We start from the raw sequence: 16342 nt of genomic DNA on the forward strand, positions 1-16342 counted from the left end.
TCCACTGGACGCGCGCGGGGGGCGGGCCATGTGGAGGAGCATGAGCCGCGAGACCGTGAACCTGATCTGCGCCGAGCTGCCAGGGACCGAACGGGTCGCCGGGCCCGAGGGGGATGACCTGTGGACGCTGGCGCACGAGCCGCTGGTGCGGATCGGCCCGGAGGTTCAGGTGCGCGAGGGCGGCGGCTGGGTCGCCCTGCCCCCCATGTCCGACCATGACCTGCGCGAGCGGATCGTCGTCGCCTACGAGGCGCTGCGTCACGCTCTGCCGGGGGACGTGCAGGCGTCGCTGGACCGGACCAGCGGTTGACTTCGGCCGGGGCGTTCCGCACTCAACCCGCCATGGCACATCCCTCGCATCGCATCCGCAACATCACCGGCGACGGCTCGGACGGGTGGGACCTGTTCTACCGCGCCAAGGACCTCATCCGGCAGGGCGTCGCCGTCACCGAGCTGACCATCGGCGAGCATGACGTGAAGACCGATCCCGCCATCCTCGATGCCATGCACGGCGCGGCGAAGGCGGGGGCGACGGGCTACGCCTCGATCCCCGGCATCCCCGAGCTGCGCGCGGCGGTGGCCGAGCGGGCGCAGCGCCTGACGGGCGTGCCCACGGGGCCGGAGAACGTCATCGTCACGCCCGGCGGGCAGGCGGCGCTGTTCGCGGCGCACCAGTTCGTGGGCGATCCGGGGGAGCGGGCGCTGCATGTCGATCCCTACTACCCGACCTATCCGGGCACGATCCGGGCGGCGGGGCTGGTGCCGGTGGCCGTGACGGCGCGGGCCGAGGCAGGCTTCGAGCCGACCGAGGAGGACCTCAGGGCCGTCGGGCCGGGGGCGCGGTCGCTGCTGGTGAACTCGCCCAACAACCCGACGGGGGTGATCTACTCCGACCGGACGCTGGAGGCGATCGCGCGGGTCGCGGCCGAGCACGACCTGTGGGTGATCTCGGACGAGGTCTATGACAGCCAGGTCTGGGAGGGGCGGCACCTGTCTCCCCGCGCGCTGCCGGGCATGGCCGAGCGGACGCTGGTCGTGGGGTCGCTGTCCAAGAGCCACGCGATGACGGGGAGCCGGCTGGGCTGGATCATCGGACCGCCCGAGGCCGCGGACCTGCTGTGGGACCTGAGCACGGTGTCGAACTACGGCATTCCCGGCTTCATCCAGGAGGCGGGCGTCTTCGCGCTGGCCCAGGGGCCGGGCTACGAGACGGGCATCGCCGAGCCGTTCCGGCGGCGGCGGGAAATCACGCAGCGGCTGCTGTCGGGGCAGGACGTGGTGCGCGCCGCGCCGCAGCGGGGGGCGATGTACGCCATGCTGGACGTGCGGGCGACGGGGCTGACCGGCGAGGGCTTCGCGATGCGGCTTCTGGACGAGGAGCGGATCGCGGTGCTGCCGGGCGAGAGCTTCGGGCAGGCCTCGGCGGGGCATGTTCGCATCGCCATGACGGTCGAGGATCGCGCCTACGAGGACGCGCTGGCCCGGATCATGGTGCTGGCGCAGCGGATCGCGGCGCAGCGGGCGCACTTCCCGGCCGAGATCGGCTGAGGAAAGGGCCGGCCCCGGAGGACCGGCCACGTCGGGGTCAGAAGCGGAGGGAGCCGCGCAGGCCGATGGTGGTCACGTCGGCCTCGGGCTCGCCCGCGACGTCCTCCAGGTCGAAGCGGTGACGCATGACCTCGGCGCCGACGTCGAAGCGGTCGTTGAGCTGGTAGGACACGCCCAGGCCCAGGAAGCGGCCGTCGGCGTCGTCCAGCACGTCCGAGAAGCTGGCGCGGGCCACGCCGGCGGTGACGTAGGGCAGGAAGCGGCCCGCGTCGTAGCCCAGGCGCAGCTTGGCGCGGGCCACCCGCTCGACCGACAGGTCGTCGGCGGTGGCCGGGTCGTTGTCCTCGAGCGACAGGTCGCCCCAGTCGTGCTCAAGCTCGCCGCCCAGGACGAAGCGGCCGAAGTCGCGCTGGTAGCCGACATGGACGCCGGTCAGGTGCCCGTCGCCCTCGATGTCGATGTCGTCGGCTTCGACGCTGCCGAAGGACAGGTCGCCACCGACGTAGAAGCCGGACCAGTCGTTCGAGACCGGCGCGGCGGGGGTGACGGTCACCGGCGTCACGACGGGGACGGGCGTCTCGGCGACGGGCTCGAAGCCGGCGGCGAGGGCGGGACCGGCCGCGAGGGCGGTCAGGGCGACGAGGGAACTGCGAAGAAACATCATGATTCTACCTTACCATGCCAAACTGGCGCCCCCGGCCGGCACAGTCCGCTCCGGGGTCGTCGCGGACATATGCACGGATCGGCCCGACGGAAGAAAGTGGCGAAAACCCTACCCGTTTGTGGCATTTCAGCCATAGTTCGACGGGACGCGTGAGGCGGTCCGGCCGGGGTCAGGCGCGGGGCCGGCCGATCCGTCCGCCGCAGGTGGGCCGGGCGACGCCGGTCGTGCCGGGCGCGGAGGTGGGCAGGCCGCGCCGGACGCGCACGGCCAGGAAAGCAAAGGCCTGCGCCTCCAGCATGTCGCCGTCGAGGCCGACCGATTCGACCGGCTCCACGGGACAGTCGGCGCGGGCGGCGATCATCGCCATCAGGGCCGGGTTGCGCCGCCCGCCCCCGGTCACGAGGAGTCGGCGGGGCGGCGAAGGACAGAGCGCGAGCCCCTGCCCGACCGCCACTGCCGCGCAGGCCGTCAGCGTCGCGGCGGCATCGGCGTCGGACAAGGGCTCCACGGCCGCAGCGAGGTCCGCCCAGGCGTCGCGGTCGAGCGACTTGGGCGGCGGGCGGCCGAAGAACGGATGCGCGAGGAAGCGTTCGAGGACGTCCGCCCAGGGTGTCCCCTCGGCGGCCAGCCGGCCGTCCTCGTCGCGGGGCTGGCCCCGGCGGCGCAGCAGGAGGTCGTCCACCGGCGCGTTGGCGGGGCCGGTGTCGAAGGCGAGGAGCGCGCCCGGAGCCTCGGGCCGGTCGTGCCGGGGGTCGATCCAGGTCAGGTTGCCGACCCCGCCGAGGTTGAGCATGGCCAGGGGCTCGGTCGCGCCGACGTGGCGAGCGAGCGCCCAGTGGAAGAAGGGGGCTAGCGGCGCGCCCTCGCCGCCCTGCCGCACGTCCTCGGAGCGGAAGTCCCAGACGACGGGGCGGCCCAGGGCCTGCGCGAGCCGGTCGCCGTCGCCCACCTGCAACGTCCCCCGCCCACGCGGGTCGTGCGCCAGCGTCTGGCCGTGGAAGCCCACGAGGTCGGAGGCGAGCGGGCCCAGCGCCTCGGCATGCGCCACTTCCACCACGCGGACGGCGGCCTCGACCTCGGGGCCCTCCCAGCGGCCCAGGGCGGCGCGCAGGATGGCGCGCTCCTCCGGTGCATAGGGGCGGTAGGCGGTGGGGCCGAACGACGCGATGCTCTCGCCGTCCGTGACCAGCACCGCCGCATCCACCCCATCGAGCGAGGTGCCGGACATGGCGCCCAGCGCGGTCACGGGTTCCGTCATCTTCCGCTCCGAGGTTCCAGGGCCTATAGACTGCCGCCACCGATCGAAGGGAACAAGCCATGACCTATCAGCCCAAGTCCGACTTCCTGAACGTGCTGATCGAGCGTGGCTATTACGCCGACTGCACCGACCTGGAGGCGCTGGACGCCCGGCTGAGCGCGGGCGTGGTCCCGGCCTACATCGGCTACGATGCCACCGCGCCGTCGCTGCATGTTGGGCATCTGATGAACATCATGGTGCTGCGCTGGCTCCAGAAGACCGGCGGCAAGCCCATCACGCTGATGGGCGGCGGCACGACCAAGGTGGGCGACCCCTCCTTCCGATCGGAGGAGCGGCCGCTGCTGACGAACGAGCAGATCGACCGCAACATCGAGGGCTTCAAGAACGTCTTCGGCCAGCTCATCGCCTATGGCGAGGGGCCGACGGACGCCGTCATGCTCAACAACGCCGAATGGCTGGACGGGCTCAACTACCTGGAGTTCCTGCGCGACATCGGGCGGCATTTCAGCGTCAACCGGATGCTGAGCTTCGAGAGCGTGAAGTCCCGGCTCGACCGCGAGCAGTCGCTGTCGTTCCTGGAGTTCAACTACATGATCCTGCAGGCCTACGACTTCCTGGAGCTGAACCGCCGCTACGGCTGCCTGCTCCAGATGGGCGGGTCGGACCAGTGGGGCAACATCGTCAACGGCATCGACCTGACGCGCCGCGTGGACGGGACGGAGATCTACGGGCTGACGACGCCGCTGCTGACGACCTCGGACGGACGGAAGATGGGCAAGAGCCAGGGCGGGGCCGTCTGGCTCAACGGCGACATGCTCTCGCCTTACGAGTTCTGGCAGTTCTGGCGCAACACCACCGACGCCGACGTAGGACGGTTCCTCAAGCTCTACACCGAGTTGCCGGTGAAGGAGTGCGACCGGCTGGGCAATCTCGGCGGGGCCGAGATCAACCACGCCAAGGTGGTGCTGGCCAACGAGGTGACGACGCTTCTCCATGGGCTTGAGGCCGCGCAGGCGGCCGAGCGCACCGCGCGCGAGGTCTTCGAGGCGGGCGGCGTGGGCGAGGACCTGCCCACCATCACCGTGACCTCGGCTCAGGTCGAGGCGGGCTTGGCCAACACGGCGCTGTTCGTGCAGGCGGGGCTGGCGGCAAGCGGCAAGGAGGCGAAGCGGCTGTTCGCGGAAGGCGGCGCGCGGATCAACGACGAGGTCGTGACCGAGCCGCGGCTGCTGACGCTCGACGAGGTGCAGGGTGGGCTGAAGCTGACCGCAGGCAAGAAGCGCCACGCGCTGGTGCGGATGGGCTGATCGCCTGGGGCGCGGCTCCGGCCGCGCCCTACAGCAGCCATGCGGCCAGGCCGACCAAGGCGCCGCCTGGCAGGGCGACGGCCAAGGCGAGGAGCGCCGCACCGAGCGGCGTGAGGCGGACGGATGGGGCGTGGATGCCTCGGATGGTGCTGCGCGAATCCATAGGACCATTAACCGCGTCTTAGGTTTCCATCAGCTTAATGGCCGGCATGGACGCCGTGCCCTTGTCCCAGCATCCCCTCTTCGCCCAGGCGCTGGGCGCGCTCGGCCGGCGCGCCGAAGTGATGGACCTCGGGCCCGCCGGGCGGGCGTTGGCGATCCGGCGGCGGCTGCCGCTGCTGGGCGAGGTGGCCTACCTGCCGCGCGGTCCGACTTGGGCGACCGAAGAGCCGGGTCTTCGGGCCGAGGCGCTGGACCGGCTCGCATCACGGGGCGTCCGGCTGCTGGAGGCGGAGGCGCCCTGCCCCTCGCTGCGCCGTGCGGGCTTCCGGGCGGTCGCCACGCCCGCGCACGTGGCCGAGCTGGACCTGACCGGGACGCCCCGGGCGCGACGGGCGGCGCTCGCGGGCACCTGGCGCAACGCGCTGCGCCGGGCCGAGGGCGCGGGGCTCCGGCTCGACTGGCGGCGCTTCGAGGGCGAGCCGGGTCATTGGCTGCTGGCGCGCGAGGCCGGGATGCGGCGGGAGCGGGGCTATCGCGCTTTGCCCCCGGCGCTGGCCTGCGCCTTCGCCCGGACGGGGCCGGACGCGGCGCGGGTGCTGGTCGCGCGGGTGGGCGCGGAGCCCGTGGCGGGAATGCTGTTCCTCCTGCATCCGCCCGTGGCCACCTACCAGATCGGCTGGACGGGCGAGCGGGGGCGCACGACGGAGGCGCATCGGCTGATGCTGATGGCGGCGGCCGACCGGCTGGCGGAGGAGGGCTTCGTCCGGCTCGATCTCGGGACGGTGGACACGGAAACCAATCCGGGCCTCGCGCGGTTCAAGATCGGCGCGGGCGCGCGGGTCCGGGCCCTGGGGGGAAGCTGGGTCCGGCTTCCCTTCGCCCGCCCGAGGCTCTAAGCCGCCATGACCCGACCCGTGCGCCCCGGAGGCCCCGCCCATGCCCCAGTCGATCCTCGAGCGCTGCGAGGCCCAGGGCCTTCGCCTGACCGAGCAGCGGCGGGTGATCGCGCGGGTGCTGGAGGCGTCCGAGGACCACCCCGACGTAGAGGAACTGCACGCCCGCGCGGCGCGGGTGGACCCCGGCATCTCCATCGCCACGGTCTATCGCACCGTGAAGCTGCTGGAGGAGGCCGGCATCCTGGAGCGGCACGAGTTCCGCATTGCCGCGTCGGGGAACCGCTCCCGCTACGAGGACGCCGACCGCGACCACCACGACCACCTGATCGACATGAGCTCGGGCGAGGTAATCGAGTTCGTCGATCCCGAGATCGAGGCGCTGCAGGAGCGGATCGCCGAAAGGCTGGGCTATCGCCTCATGGGCCATCGGCTGGAGCTTTACGGTGTGCCCCTGGGGCGGAAGCCGCGCGGATGACGGTGCGGGCCCCACTGACCGCCAACCAGCGCGGCATCGTCCTGATGATCGCGGGCATGGCGGGCTTCGCGCTCGAGGACATGTTCATCAAGCTGCTCGCGGCCCATGTGCCCACGGGCGAGATCCTGATGGTGATCGGCCTCGCCGGGGCGCTGATCTTCGGCGCCGTGGCCGCGCGGCGCGGTGGGAGGTTCTGGTCGCGGGGGCTGCTGCACTGGGCGGTCGTGGGCCGCAACCTGAGCGAGATGCTGGGCACCTGCGGCTACGTGCTGGCCATCGCGCTGTCGCCGCTGACCACCGCCACCGCCATCTTCCAGGCGACGCCTCTCGCCGTGACCATGGGCGCGGCGGTGTTCCTGGGCGAGCATGTCGGCTGGCGGCGCTGGGTCGCCATCGCCGTGGGCTTCTTCGGCGTCATGATGATCGTGCGGCCGGGGTCCGAGGCCTTCACGCCCGCCTCGCTCTTCGCCCTCATGGCCGTGGTGGGCCTGGGCGGGCGGGATCTCTTCACCCGGCGCGTCCCGCAGGACATCGACTCGATGCTGCTCGTGGCCTGGGGCTTCGGGGCCGTGGGAATCGTGGGCCTGGGGCAGATCGCCGTCACGGGCGGCGCAGTCATGCCGACCGGGGTCGAGGGGGTCTGGCTGATCGGCGCTCTCCTCACCGGCGCGGCGGGCTACTGGGCGCTGACTGAGGCGATGCGCGCCGGCGAGATCTCGGTCATCACGCCCTTCCGCTATTCGCGGCTGCTGTTCGCGCTGGGGATCGGGATCACGATCTTTGACGAGCGGCCGGACCTCTGGACGCTGGCGGGGGCGGCGCTGATCGTGGGCTCGGGGCTCTACAGCCTTCTGCGGGAACGCGCCCGCGCCCGTGCCGCCGCCCGCGCGACCCTTTCCCCGGTGACGGTCCCGCGCTAGGGACACGCATCCGTTACTCACGCCCCTTATCCTGGGGCGCAGACCAGGAGGCTCCATGAGCACGATCATCGACGTCCACGCCCGCGAGATCCTCGACAGCCGCGGCAACCCGACCGTCGAGGTCGACGTGACGCTGGAAAGCGGCGCGCAGGGCCGCGCGGCCGTGCCCTCTGGCGCCTCCACGGGCGCGCACGAGGCGGTCGAGAAGCGCGATGGCGACAAGGCCCGCTACAAGGGCAAGGGCGTGCTGGAGGCCGTGGCCGCCGTCAACGGCGAGATCGCCGAGGCCGTCCTGGGCATGGACGCGACCGAGCAGGCCGGGCTCGACGCGCTGATGATTGAGCTGGACGGCACGCCCAACAAGGGCCGGCTCGGCGCGAACGCCATCCTGGGCGTGAGCCTCGCCGCCGCCAAGGCCGCGGCCGAGTTCACGCAGCAGCCTCTCTACCGCTATGTCGGCGGCACCGCCGCGCGCATCCTGCCGGTGCCGATGATGAACATCATCAACGGCGGGCAGCATGCCGACAACCCGATCGACATCCAGGAATTCATGATCATGCCGGTGTCGGCCGCGAACATCCGCGACGCCGTCCGCATGGGGTCCGAGGTGTTCCACACGCTCAAGAAGGAACTGCACGACCAGGGTCTCGCCACCGGCGTGGGCGACGAGGGCGGCTTCGCGCCGGGCCTCAACTCGGCCCGCGAGGCGCTGGACGTGATCCTGCGCTCCATCGAGGGCGCGGGCTACACCCCCGGCGAGGACATCGTGCTCGCGCTCGATTGCGCGGCGACCGAATACTACAAGAACGGCAAGTACGAGATGGAGGGCGAGGGCAAGTCGCTCACCTCCGAGGAGAACGTGCGCTTCCTCGAAGGGCTCGTGGCCGACTACCCGCTGGTGTCCATCGAGGACGGCTGCTCGGAGGACGACTGGGAGGGCTGGAAGATGCTCACCGACGCGCTGGGCGGCAAGGTCCAGCTCGTGGGCGACGACCTCTTCGTGACGAACCCGGGGCGGCTGCGCGAGGGGATCGACCGGGGCGTGGCGAACTCGCTCCTCGTCAAGGTGAACCAGATCGGTACGCTGAGCGAGACTCTGCGCGCCGTCGACATGGCCCACCGCGCCCGCTACACCTGCGTGATGTCGCACCGGTCGGGCGAGACCGAGGACGCCACCATCGCAGACCTCGCGGTGGCGACGAACTGCGGGCAGATCAAGACGGGCTCGCTGTCGCGGTCGGACCGGCTGGCCAAGTACAACCAGCTCATCCGCATCGAGGAGATGCTGGGCGACGTGGCCGAATACGCGGGCCGCAGCATCCTGCGCGCGTGACGGCGGAGGAGATCGCCGCGACTCTCGGCCTGGAGCCCCACCCGGAGGGGGGGCTCTACCGCCAGACCTGGGTCGCCGAGGCGGGACCGGGCGAGCGACCGGCGGGGACCTGCATCTACTTCCTGCTGCGCGCGGGCGAGCGGAGCCACTGGCACCGGGTGGACGCGGCGGAGATCTGGCATTTCTACGCCGGGGCGCCGCTCGTCCTGTCGCTCTCTGAGACCGAGGCGGGGCCTGTGGCGGCGCATCGGCTCGGGCCCGACCTCGGGTCGGGCGAGGCGCCGCAACGGATCGTGCCGAAGGGCTGGTGGCAGTCGGCGCGAAGCACGGGCGAATGGACGCTGGTCGGCTGCACCGTGAGCCCCGGCTTCCGTTTCGAGGGCTTCACGCTGGCGCCGCCCGGCTTCGACATCGCGGGGACGCCATGACCCCTGATCGCGAGGTGGACGCCCGGGGGCTGATCTGCCCCCTGCCCGTCCTGAAGGCCCGGAAGGTGCTGGAAGGGATGAAGCCCGGCGAGGTTCTGCGGGTGCTGGCGACGGATGCCATGGCGGCGATCGACCTGCCCCACTTCTGCGCCGAGGCCGGTCACACGCATCTGGGCCAGACGGTCGAGGACGGGGCGCAGGTCCACCTGATCCGGCGGGGCGTGCGGTCGTCCGGCTAGCGGGCCGTCGCTCCCCGAAGTTCGAAGGGCCCCGCCGGATCGGCGGGGCCCTTCCTTTGTGTCAGCGTGCCCACCAGCCGCGGCGCTTGGGCTTCTCGGCCTCGGCCGGCTCGGGGGCGGGCTCGAACACCTGCTCGGCCTCGGCCCGGGCAGCCTCGGGTGTGGCGGGGGCATCGCCGGCCGGAGCCGGCACGTCCACCGCCGGCTCGTCATCGAGCACCAGCGCCGCCTCGGCCCCGTTGTCGGGGTTGGCAGGCGCGGGCAGCGCCACCTCAGGCTCGCCGGACGCAGCCGCGCCGGAGCGCGTGCGGCGGGTCCGGGCGGGCTTGGCCGGCTTCGCCTCGGCAGGCGCGGCCTCGACCGCAGGCTCGGCGGCCTTGCGACGCGTCCTCTTCTTGGGCGCGGGCGCGGGCTCCTCGGCAACGGGAGCGGGCTCGACCGGAGCCTCGGCGGCCTTGCGACGCGTCCGCTTCTTGGGCGCGGGCGCGGCCTCCTCGGCGGCCGGAGCCTCGGCAGACACGGGCTCGGACTGGGCAGCCTCGACCGGCGCCGGCGGTTCGACCGGCGCAGGCTCGACCGGCGCGGCCTGGGTCGGCTCGGCGGCGACGGGGACCTCGACGGGCTCGGACTGCGCGGGCTCGGCCTCGACAGGTTCGGGCAGCGCCTCGTCGTCGGCCTCGTCGCCGTCGTCGGCCACGTCACCCTCGGCTGCCAGGACGCCGTTGCGCTCGCCGTTCTCGCCATTGCGACGACGGCGACGGCGACGGCGCTTCTTGCGCGGACGGTCGTCCTCCTCGCCGTTGCCGGTCGGAGCGGCCATGGCCTCGACCGTCTCGTCCTCGTCGGCCTCGGGCTCGGCGAAGACCTCGGCTTCCTCCGTCACCTCCTCGGCGACGAATTCCTCCTCGGGCATCAGCGCGGGCTGGCTCGCCATGACGATGGCGCGGGTGTCGGGAACGGCGCGGGTGGCGGTCTTGAACTTCTCGATGGCGAAGTCGGGGGACACCAGCCGCGTGTCGGCCTCGAGCCGGATGGCCATGCCGTAGCGCTGCTCGATGCCGGCGATGTGCTCGCGCTTGTGGTTCATCAGGTAGTTGGCGACGCCCACGGGAACGCGGAGCAGCACCTCCTTGGTGCGGCCGCGCACGCCTTCCTCGTCGAGCTGGCGCAGGATCATCAGCGCCACGCTGTCGTCCGAGCGCAGGTGCCCCGTGCCGTGGCAATGCGGGCAGGGCTGCGTGGTCGATTCGATCATGCCGGGCCGCATCCGCTGACGCGACATCTCCAGGAGGCCGAAGCCCGAGATCCGGCCCACCTGGATGCGGGCACGGTCGGTCTTGAGCTTGTCCTTGAAGCGCTTCTCGACGGCGGCGTTGTTCTTGCGCTCCTCCATGTCGATGAAGTCGACGACAATGAGGCCCGCGAGGTCGCGCAGCCGGAGCTGGCGCGCCACCTCGTCGGCGGCTTCAAGGTTCGTGCGCAGCGCCGTCTGCTCGATGGAGCCTTCCTTGGTGGAGCGGCCCGAGTTGACGTCGATGGCCACCAGCGCCTCGGTCACGCCGATGACGATGTAGCCACCCGAGGGAAGCTGCACGACCGGGTTGAACATGGAGGCGAGGTAGGTCTCCACGCCGTGGCGGGCGAAGAGCGGCAGCGGGTCATGGTAGTGGACCACGTTCTGGACGTGGGCCGGCATGATCATCTTCATGAAGTCGCGGGCGTTGCGGTAGCCCTCGGCTCCTTCGACCACGACCTCCTCGATCTCCTTGGAGTAGAGGTCGCGGATCGACCGCTTGATGATGTCGCCTTCCTCGTAGATCTTGGCGGGCGCGATCGACTTGAGCGTGAGCTCGCGGATCTGCTCCCACAGGCGCTGGAGGTATTCGTAGTCGCGCTTGATCTCGGACAGGCTGCGCTGCGATCCGGCCGTGCGGATGATGAGGCCCGCGCCTTCCGGCACGTCCATCTCGGCCGCGATCTCCTTGAGCTTCTTGCGGTCGGCGGCGTTGGTGATCTTGCGGGAGATGCCGCCGCCGCGCGCGGTGTTGGGCATCAGCACGCAGTAGCGGCCGGCGAGCGAGAGATAGGTGGTCAGCGCCGCGCCCTTGTTGCCGCGCTCTTCCTTGACGACCTGGACCAGCATGATCTGCCGGACCTTGACGACCTCCTGGATCTTGTAGCGCCGGGCACGCTGGGGCTTGCGCGCGGGCCGCAGGTCCAGATGGTCCTCCTCCTCGGCGACGGTCTCGATGGTCTCGTCCTTTTCGAGGACCTCGACGCCGCTCTCTTCGGACGGCTCCTCGGCGGAGGGCTCCTCGACCGGGGTCTCGGCCACCGTGGCCATGGGCGACAGGCCCTCGGCCTCGTCGCCGAGATCGATGGTCTCCATGCCGGCCGGCTCGCGGCTGGCGATGGCGTCGCCTTCCTCGCGGCTCAGCGGCCTGGAGCGCTGCCGGCCGCGCACGCGGCTGCGGCGGCCGCGCCGGTCGCCGTTCTCGGGCCGCGCGGCGGTTTCCTCGCCGCCGTCCTCGTCGGAGTCCTCCTCATCGGCCTGGTGGGCGTAGGCGCGCTCCTCGGCCAGCAGCGCCTGACGGTCAGCCACCGGGATCTGGTAGTAGTCCGGGTGGATCTCGCCGAAGGCGAGGAAGCCGTGCCGGTTGCCGCCGTAGTCGACGAAGGCGGCCTGGAGCGAGGGCTCTACCCGCGTGACCTTGGCGAGGTAGATGTTGCCGGCAAGCTGGCGCTTGGACGCCGACTCGAAGTCGAAGTCGTCAACGCGGTTACCGTCCACCACCACGACCCGGGTCTCTTCCGGGTGAGTGGCGTCGATGAGCATTTTCTTGGTCATGTGATCCTGCACGCGCGGCCGGTGGCGCCCCCTGGAGGGCGCTGGAGGGCCGGGCGTGTCCATGAAAGGCGACGGCGCGCGCGGACACGGGGCCAGGGTCCCTCGGGACCCGACCCTCCCATCCATCATCATGCGCGCGCAGCATCGCGGGTTCGTCCTCGACGCCCCGGCTCAGTCCGCGGCGCCCGTTGTGGACCCCTTGGCGCGGCACGGAAGCCGCGCGGCCGGGGTGTTCGATCAGGCCGGAACGGCCCAGTCCAGTCCGCACCCGCCGCGGCCGCCAGGGGCCATGACACGGAAGGGCGGAAATCCTTTGACGGGCGGCGCGGAAAACGACGCACCCGTTCCCCCCTTCATAGCGAAGGGGGAACGGGATGCACAATGGCAAACCGGGCCATGGCCTCAGAGATAGTCGGACCGGCTCAGGTTGTACTTGGCCATCTTCTCGTTGAGCGTGCGGCGCGGCAGGCAGAGCTCCTCCATCACCGCGACGATGCTGCCCTTGTGGCGGCGCATCGTGTTGTCGATCAGCATCCGCTCGAAGGCCTCGACGAACTCCTTGAGCGGCTTGCCTTCGGTCGTCATCGCGGGCTTGGAGGAATCGTCGGTGTCGGCCATCAGCAGCGAGGCGATGGTGCCCGTCCCCCGCCGGTTCTGGAGCACCGCCCGCTCGGCCACGTTGATGAGCTGGCGCACGTTGCCGGGCCAGGGCGCCTGGAGGAGCTGCGCCGCCTCCTGGGCCGAGACCTCGGGCGTCTCGCAGCCGTACTCCTCGGCGAACTGCTCGGACAGGCGCGTGAAGAGCGTCAGGATGTCCTCGCCGCGCTGGCGCAAGGGCGGCACGTTGATGCGCAGGGCCGCCAGCCGGTAGAAGAGGTCGGGCCGCAGCACCGTCTCGCAGGACTTGCCCTCCTCCTGGAGGTTGCAGATGCCGATGATCCGCGTCTCCGACGGAGTGCCCTGCTCGTTGATGGCCGTCAGAAGCCGTGCTTGGAGCGAGGGCGCGAGCGCCTCGATGTCCTCGAGCACAAGGGTGCCGCCCCTCGCCTCCTCCATGGCCGGCAGCGGCTCGTCCTGCTGGGGCGGCCCGAAGAGGCGGCGGGTCAGCGTCTCGTCGTCGTAGGCCGAGCAGGACATGAGGACGAAGCGGCGCGAGGCGCGCGCGCTGACCGCATGGAGCGCGTGGGCCACGAGCGTCTTGCCGGTGCCGGTCTCGCCCTCGATCAGGATGTGGCCCTCGGCGGAGCCGAGGTCGAGGATGTCCTCCTTGAGCCGCTCCATGGCAGGCGAGGAGCCGATGAGCTTGCGCATCAGCGCGTCGCGGTCCGACAGCTCGCGCCGGAGCGCCCGGCTGTCGAGCGCGAGGCGCCGCGCCTGCGTCGCCTTCTTGGCCAGGTCGGTCATGCGGTCGGGGTTGAAGGGCTTCTCCAGGAAATCGAAGGCGCCGACCCGCATCGCCTCGACCGCCATCGGCACGTCGCCGTGGCCGGTGATCATGATGACGGGCAGCGTCGAATCGAGGCTCTTGAGCTTTCTCAGGAGCTGCATCCCGTCCATGCCGGGCATGCGCACGTCGCTCACGATGATGCCGGGGTAGTCGGCGTTGATCCCCTTGAGCGCATCCTCGGCCGAGGCGTAGGTCTCGGTGTCGAAGCCCGACAGCGCCAGCCACTGGCTGATGGACTGGCGCATGTCCTTTTCGTCGTCGATGATGGCGATCTTCATGGCCTTGGACATAGTTCCGGTCCCGTCCCTCTACTCGGCGGCGGCGGCCGGGGTGTCGAGCGCGGGAAGGACCACCTCGAAAACCGCACCACCATCAGCCCCGTTGCGCGCGGTCAGTCGCCCGCCCAGGTCATTCACGATGCCCGACGAGATGGCCAAACCAAGGCCCACCCCGTCACCGGGCTGTTTGGTGGTATAGAAGGGCTCGAACAGCGCGTCCAGATCCTCGATTCCGGGACCATTGTCGCGAACCGTCAAACTAACCGTCTGCCCGGCGGCGAGAAGGATGTCCACCGCCGGCTCGGGGATCGAGCGCGTCGCGTCCAAAGCGTTGCGCAAAAGATTCACCAGCACCTGCTCGAGCCGCAGGCGGTCGCCCAGGACCATCGCCGGCTGATCCGGGATGGTCCTGGTGATGGCGACGCGCCGCGCCTTGAGCTGCGGCTCCATCATGGCGAGCGCCGAGCTCGCCGCGTCGCGGACGTCGAAGGGCTCGAAGGCGTCGGCGCCCTTGCGGGCATAGGACTTGAGCTGCCGCGTGATGGCGCCCATGCGGTCGATCAAATCGTCGATCCGCTGGAACGAGGCCAGCGCCTCGTCGTGCCGCCGCCGCTGGATGAGAAGCCGCGCGCCCGCCAGATAGGTCTTCATGGCGGCGAGCGGCTGGTTCAGCTCGTGGCTGACCGCCGCCGACATCTCGCCCAGCACGGCGAGCTTGGAGGACTGCGCCAGCGTCTGCTCGGCCACCTGGAGCGTCTTCTCCATCCGCTCGCGCTCGGCGATCTCGCGGCTCAGGCGTGCGTTCAATAGCCGCAGCTCGGCCGATTCGCGTTGGGTCCGCAGGAGCCGGGAGGCGGTCTTGCGGTTCGACAGCCAGAAGGCCAGTGCCAGCGCGATGGCAAAGCCCATGATCTCGAGCGCGAGGACGCCGTTCACCTGCTCGCGCACGCTGGCATAGGCGGTGAAACCCACGAGCCGCCAGCCCTGGAAGGGGATGCGAAGCTCGCGCCGCAGGACCGCCTCGCCCGAGACGTAGGCGTCCACGGGCAGCGTCGCCCAGTCCTGCGTCACGCGCAGCGCCCGCTCGATGGAGGACGGGACCGAGGTCTGCAACAGCGCCTCCTCCTCCTCGCGTCCGCGCCAGCGCGGCTCGGTGGCCAGGAGCACGGTCCCGCCGCCGTCCAGGACCATGACCGCATCCTGCGTGCCGGCCCAGGTCTGCTCGAGCCGCGCGAGGTCCACCTCGACCGAGATGACGCCCAGGGTCTCGCCCCCTTCCTCGACGCGGCGCGAATAGAGGAAGGCGTAGCTGCCGTTCGGATTCGGGACGACCGTGAAGACCGTCGCGCTCGTGCGGCGGGCGCTGGCGAAGTACTCGGCCCCCGCGTGCGATTCGCCCAGGCGCGCCCGGTCGGTCGCGGCGACCACCTGCCCTTGGCCGTCGTAGAGCAGGATCGAGGCGGCGCCGATCTCGTCCACGAGGCTCAGGAGCCGCTGGCTGGAGCCCGAGTAGTCGCCGGTCTGGAGCGCGGCGATCAGCTCGGGGTCGCGCACGAGGAGCTGCGGCACGATGGAGTTGCGCTGCAGCTCGGAGACGAGCTGGCCCACGTAGAGCGTGTAGCGCACCTCGGCCCGGTTCTTCACCGTCTCGGTGAAGCGCTGGGTCAGGATCTGGTTCGTGACCCAGATGATGGCGATCGCGGCGAGGCAGAAGAGCACCAGCGCGATGCGCGGCCACCAGGATCGGGCGGGACGGGCTGACGGCATGTCACTGGCGGCGCTCATGCGCCGAGCCTTACGCCGCGCGGCGGCAAGCCTCAAGAAAGCCTGTTTACGCGGCGGCGAGCTGGCCCACGAGCCCGCGGAAAAGCGCCAGCCCATCCGTTCCTCCGTGGCCGGGATCCGCCGCCCGCTCGGGGTGCGGCATCAGCCCCAGGACGCGGCGGTTGGCGGACAGCACGCCCGCGATATCCTCGACCGACCCGTTGAGCGAGGATGCGTAGGTGAAGGCCACCCGGTCCTCGTCCCGCAGCCGCGCCAGCGTCTCGTCGTCGGCGAAGTAGTTGCCGTCGTGGTGGGCGACGGGGAAGCGCACCTCCTGCCCGGCCTCGTAGCCTTCGGTGAAGGCGCTGTTGGTGGTGGCCACCCGCAGGGCGGCCTCCCGACAGATGAACTTCAGCCCGGCGTTGCGCATCAGCGCGCCGGGCAGGAGCCCCATCTCGGTCAGGACCTGGAAGCCGTTGCAGACGCCCAGAACGTAGCCGCCGCGCCGGGCGTGCGCCTGGACGGCCGTCCCGATGGGCGAGCGCGCCGCGATGGCCCCGCAGCGCAGGTAGTCGCCGAACGAGAAGCCGCCCGGCACCGCCACGAGGTCCGTCCCCGGCGGCAGCGCGTCGTCCTTGTGCCACGCCATGGTGACCTCCGCGCCCGCGTTGCGCAGCGCCACGGCAAGGTCGCGGTCGCAGTTGGACCCCGGAAAGACGACGACGGCGGCCTTCATGGCGGCACTCCTCTGGCAGGTTGCGCCCTTAACACCCGC

At 71.2% G+C, this 16342-nt stretch carries 15 protein-coding genes; 9 read left to right on the forward strand and 6 right to left on the reverse strand.

The window, feature by feature from the left end; translation table 11 throughout:
• Positions 1 to 40: 40 nt before the first annotated feature.
• Together FHG71_RS15070 and FHG71_RS15075 are read left to right on the forward strand one after the other, a co-directional pair.
• Positions 41 to 310, forward strand: coding sequence for a hypothetical protein (locus FHG71_RS15070; RefSeq protein ID WP_139082526.1), 270 nt, complete (start codon positions 41 to 43; stop codon positions 308 to 310).
• A 32-nt stretch (positions 311 to 342) separates the two neighbouring features.
• Positions 343 to 1548 (forward strand): pyridoxal phosphate-dependent aminotransferase, encoded by a 1206-nt coding sequence (locus FHG71_RS15075; protein ID WP_139082527.1) that lies wholly within the window; start codon positions 343 to 345, stop codon positions 1546 to 1548.
• A gap of 37 nt (positions 1549 to 1585) precedes the next feature.
• Here FHG71_RS15075 and FHG71_RS15080 read toward each other — a convergent pair whose 3' ends face one another.
• Together FHG71_RS15080 and FHG71_RS15085 are read right to left on the reverse strand one after the other, a co-directional pair.
• Positions 1586 to 2212 carry an outer membrane protein gene (locus FHG71_RS15080; protein WP_139082528.1) on the reverse strand — a complete coding sequence of 209 codons (627 nt, stop codon included), beginning with the start codon at positions 2210 to 2212 and terminating at the stop codon, positions 1586 to 1588.
• Positions 2213 to 2381: 169 nt separating this feature from the next.
• Positions 2382 to 3470, reverse strand: a complete 1089-nt coding sequence (locus FHG71_RS15085; protein WP_139082529.1) for an anhydro-N-acetylmuramic acid kinase — start codon at positions 3468 to 3470, stop codon at positions 2382 to 2384.
• 59 nt (positions 3471 to 3529) lie between these two features.
• Here FHG71_RS15085 and tyrS point away from each other — a divergent pair, with 59 nt between their 5' ends.
• The 7 genes from tyrS (at position 3530) to FHG71_RS15120 (ending at position 9230) form a co-directional block, all read left to right on the forward strand.
• A complete protein-coding gene (gene tyrS, locus FHG71_RS15090) occupies positions 3530 to 4777 on the forward strand; it encodes a tyrosine--tRNA ligase (RefSeq protein ID WP_139082530.1) in 1248 nt (415 codons plus the stop codon).
• Between the two features lie 224 nt (positions 4778 to 5001).
• Positions 5002 to 5835 (forward strand): GNAT family N-acetyltransferase, encoded by an 834-nt coding sequence (locus FHG71_RS15095; RefSeq protein WP_218014107.1) that lies wholly within the window; start codon positions 5002 to 5004, stop codon positions 5833 to 5835.
• A 40-nt stretch (positions 5836 to 5875) separates the two neighbouring features.
• A complete protein-coding gene (locus FHG71_RS15100) occupies positions 5876 to 6310 on the forward strand; it encodes a Fur family transcriptional regulator (protein WP_139082532.1) in 435 nt (144 codons plus the stop codon).
• Positions 6307 to 7230 (forward strand): DMT family transporter, encoded by a 924-nt coding sequence (locus FHG71_RS15105; protein ID WP_139082533.1) that lies wholly within the window; start codon positions 6307 to 6309, stop codon positions 7228 to 7230. The genes FHG71_RS15100 and FHG71_RS15105 overlap by 4 nt, the downstream gene beginning before the upstream one ends.
• Before the next feature lie 55 nt (positions 7231 to 7285).
• Complete coding sequence (gene eno, locus FHG71_RS15110; protein ID WP_139082534.1) at positions 7286 to 8563, forward strand: phosphopyruvate hydratase; 1278 nt, start codon at positions 7286 to 7288, stop codon at positions 8561 to 8563.
• Positions 8560 to 8991 (forward strand): cupin domain-containing protein, encoded by a 432-nt coding sequence (locus tag FHG71_RS15115; RefSeq protein ID WP_139082535.1) that lies wholly within the window; start codon positions 8560 to 8562, stop codon positions 8989 to 8991. Before eno ends, FHG71_RS15115 begins: the two co-directional genes overlap by 4 nt.
• Positions 8988 to 9230 carry a sulfurtransferase TusA family protein gene (locus FHG71_RS15120; protein ID WP_139082536.1) on the forward strand — a complete coding sequence of 81 codons (243 nt, stop codon included), beginning with the start codon at positions 8988 to 8990 and terminating at the stop codon, positions 9228 to 9230. The genes FHG71_RS15115 and FHG71_RS15120 overlap by 4 nt, the downstream gene beginning before the upstream one ends.
• 61 nt (positions 9231 to 9291) lie before the next feature.
• Here FHG71_RS15120 and FHG71_RS15125 read toward each other — a convergent pair whose 3' ends face one another.
• From FHG71_RS15125 to purQ, 4 genes are all read right to left on the reverse strand, one after another.
• Positions 9292 to 12078 (reverse strand): ribonuclease E/G, encoded by a 2787-nt coding sequence (locus FHG71_RS15125; RefSeq protein WP_139082537.1) that lies wholly within the window; start codon positions 12076 to 12078, stop codon positions 9292 to 9294.
• A gap of 402 nt (positions 12079 to 12480) precedes the next feature.
• Positions 12481 to 13815 carry a sigma-54-dependent transcriptional regulator gene (locus FHG71_RS15130; protein WP_139082538.1) on the reverse strand — a complete coding sequence of 445 codons (1335 nt, stop codon included), beginning with the start codon at positions 13813 to 13815 and terminating at the stop codon, positions 12481 to 12483.
• Positions 13816 to 13833: 18 nt separating this feature from the next.
• Positions 13834 to 15588 carry a sensor histidine kinase gene (locus FHG71_RS15135; protein ID WP_139082539.1) on the reverse strand — a complete coding sequence of 585 codons (1755 nt, stop codon included), beginning with the start codon at positions 15586 to 15588 and terminating at the stop codon, positions 13834 to 13836.
• Between the two features lie 46 nt (positions 15589 to 15634).
• The gene (purQ, locus tag FHG71_RS15140) at positions 15635 to 16303 is read right to left on the reverse strand and encodes a phosphoribosylformylglycinamidine synthase subunit PurQ (protein WP_139082540.1); all 669 of its coding nucleotides are present in this window, start codon (positions 16301 to 16303) and stop codon (positions 15635 to 15637) included.
• Positions 16304 to 16342 lie beyond the last annotated feature (39 nt).

The sequence above is a fragment of the Rubellimicrobium roseum genome, from assembly GCF_006152145.1.
Taxonomy (GTDB): domain Bacteria; phylum Pseudomonadota; class Alphaproteobacteria; order Rhodobacterales; family Rhodobacteraceae; genus Rubellimicrobium; species Rubellimicrobium roseum.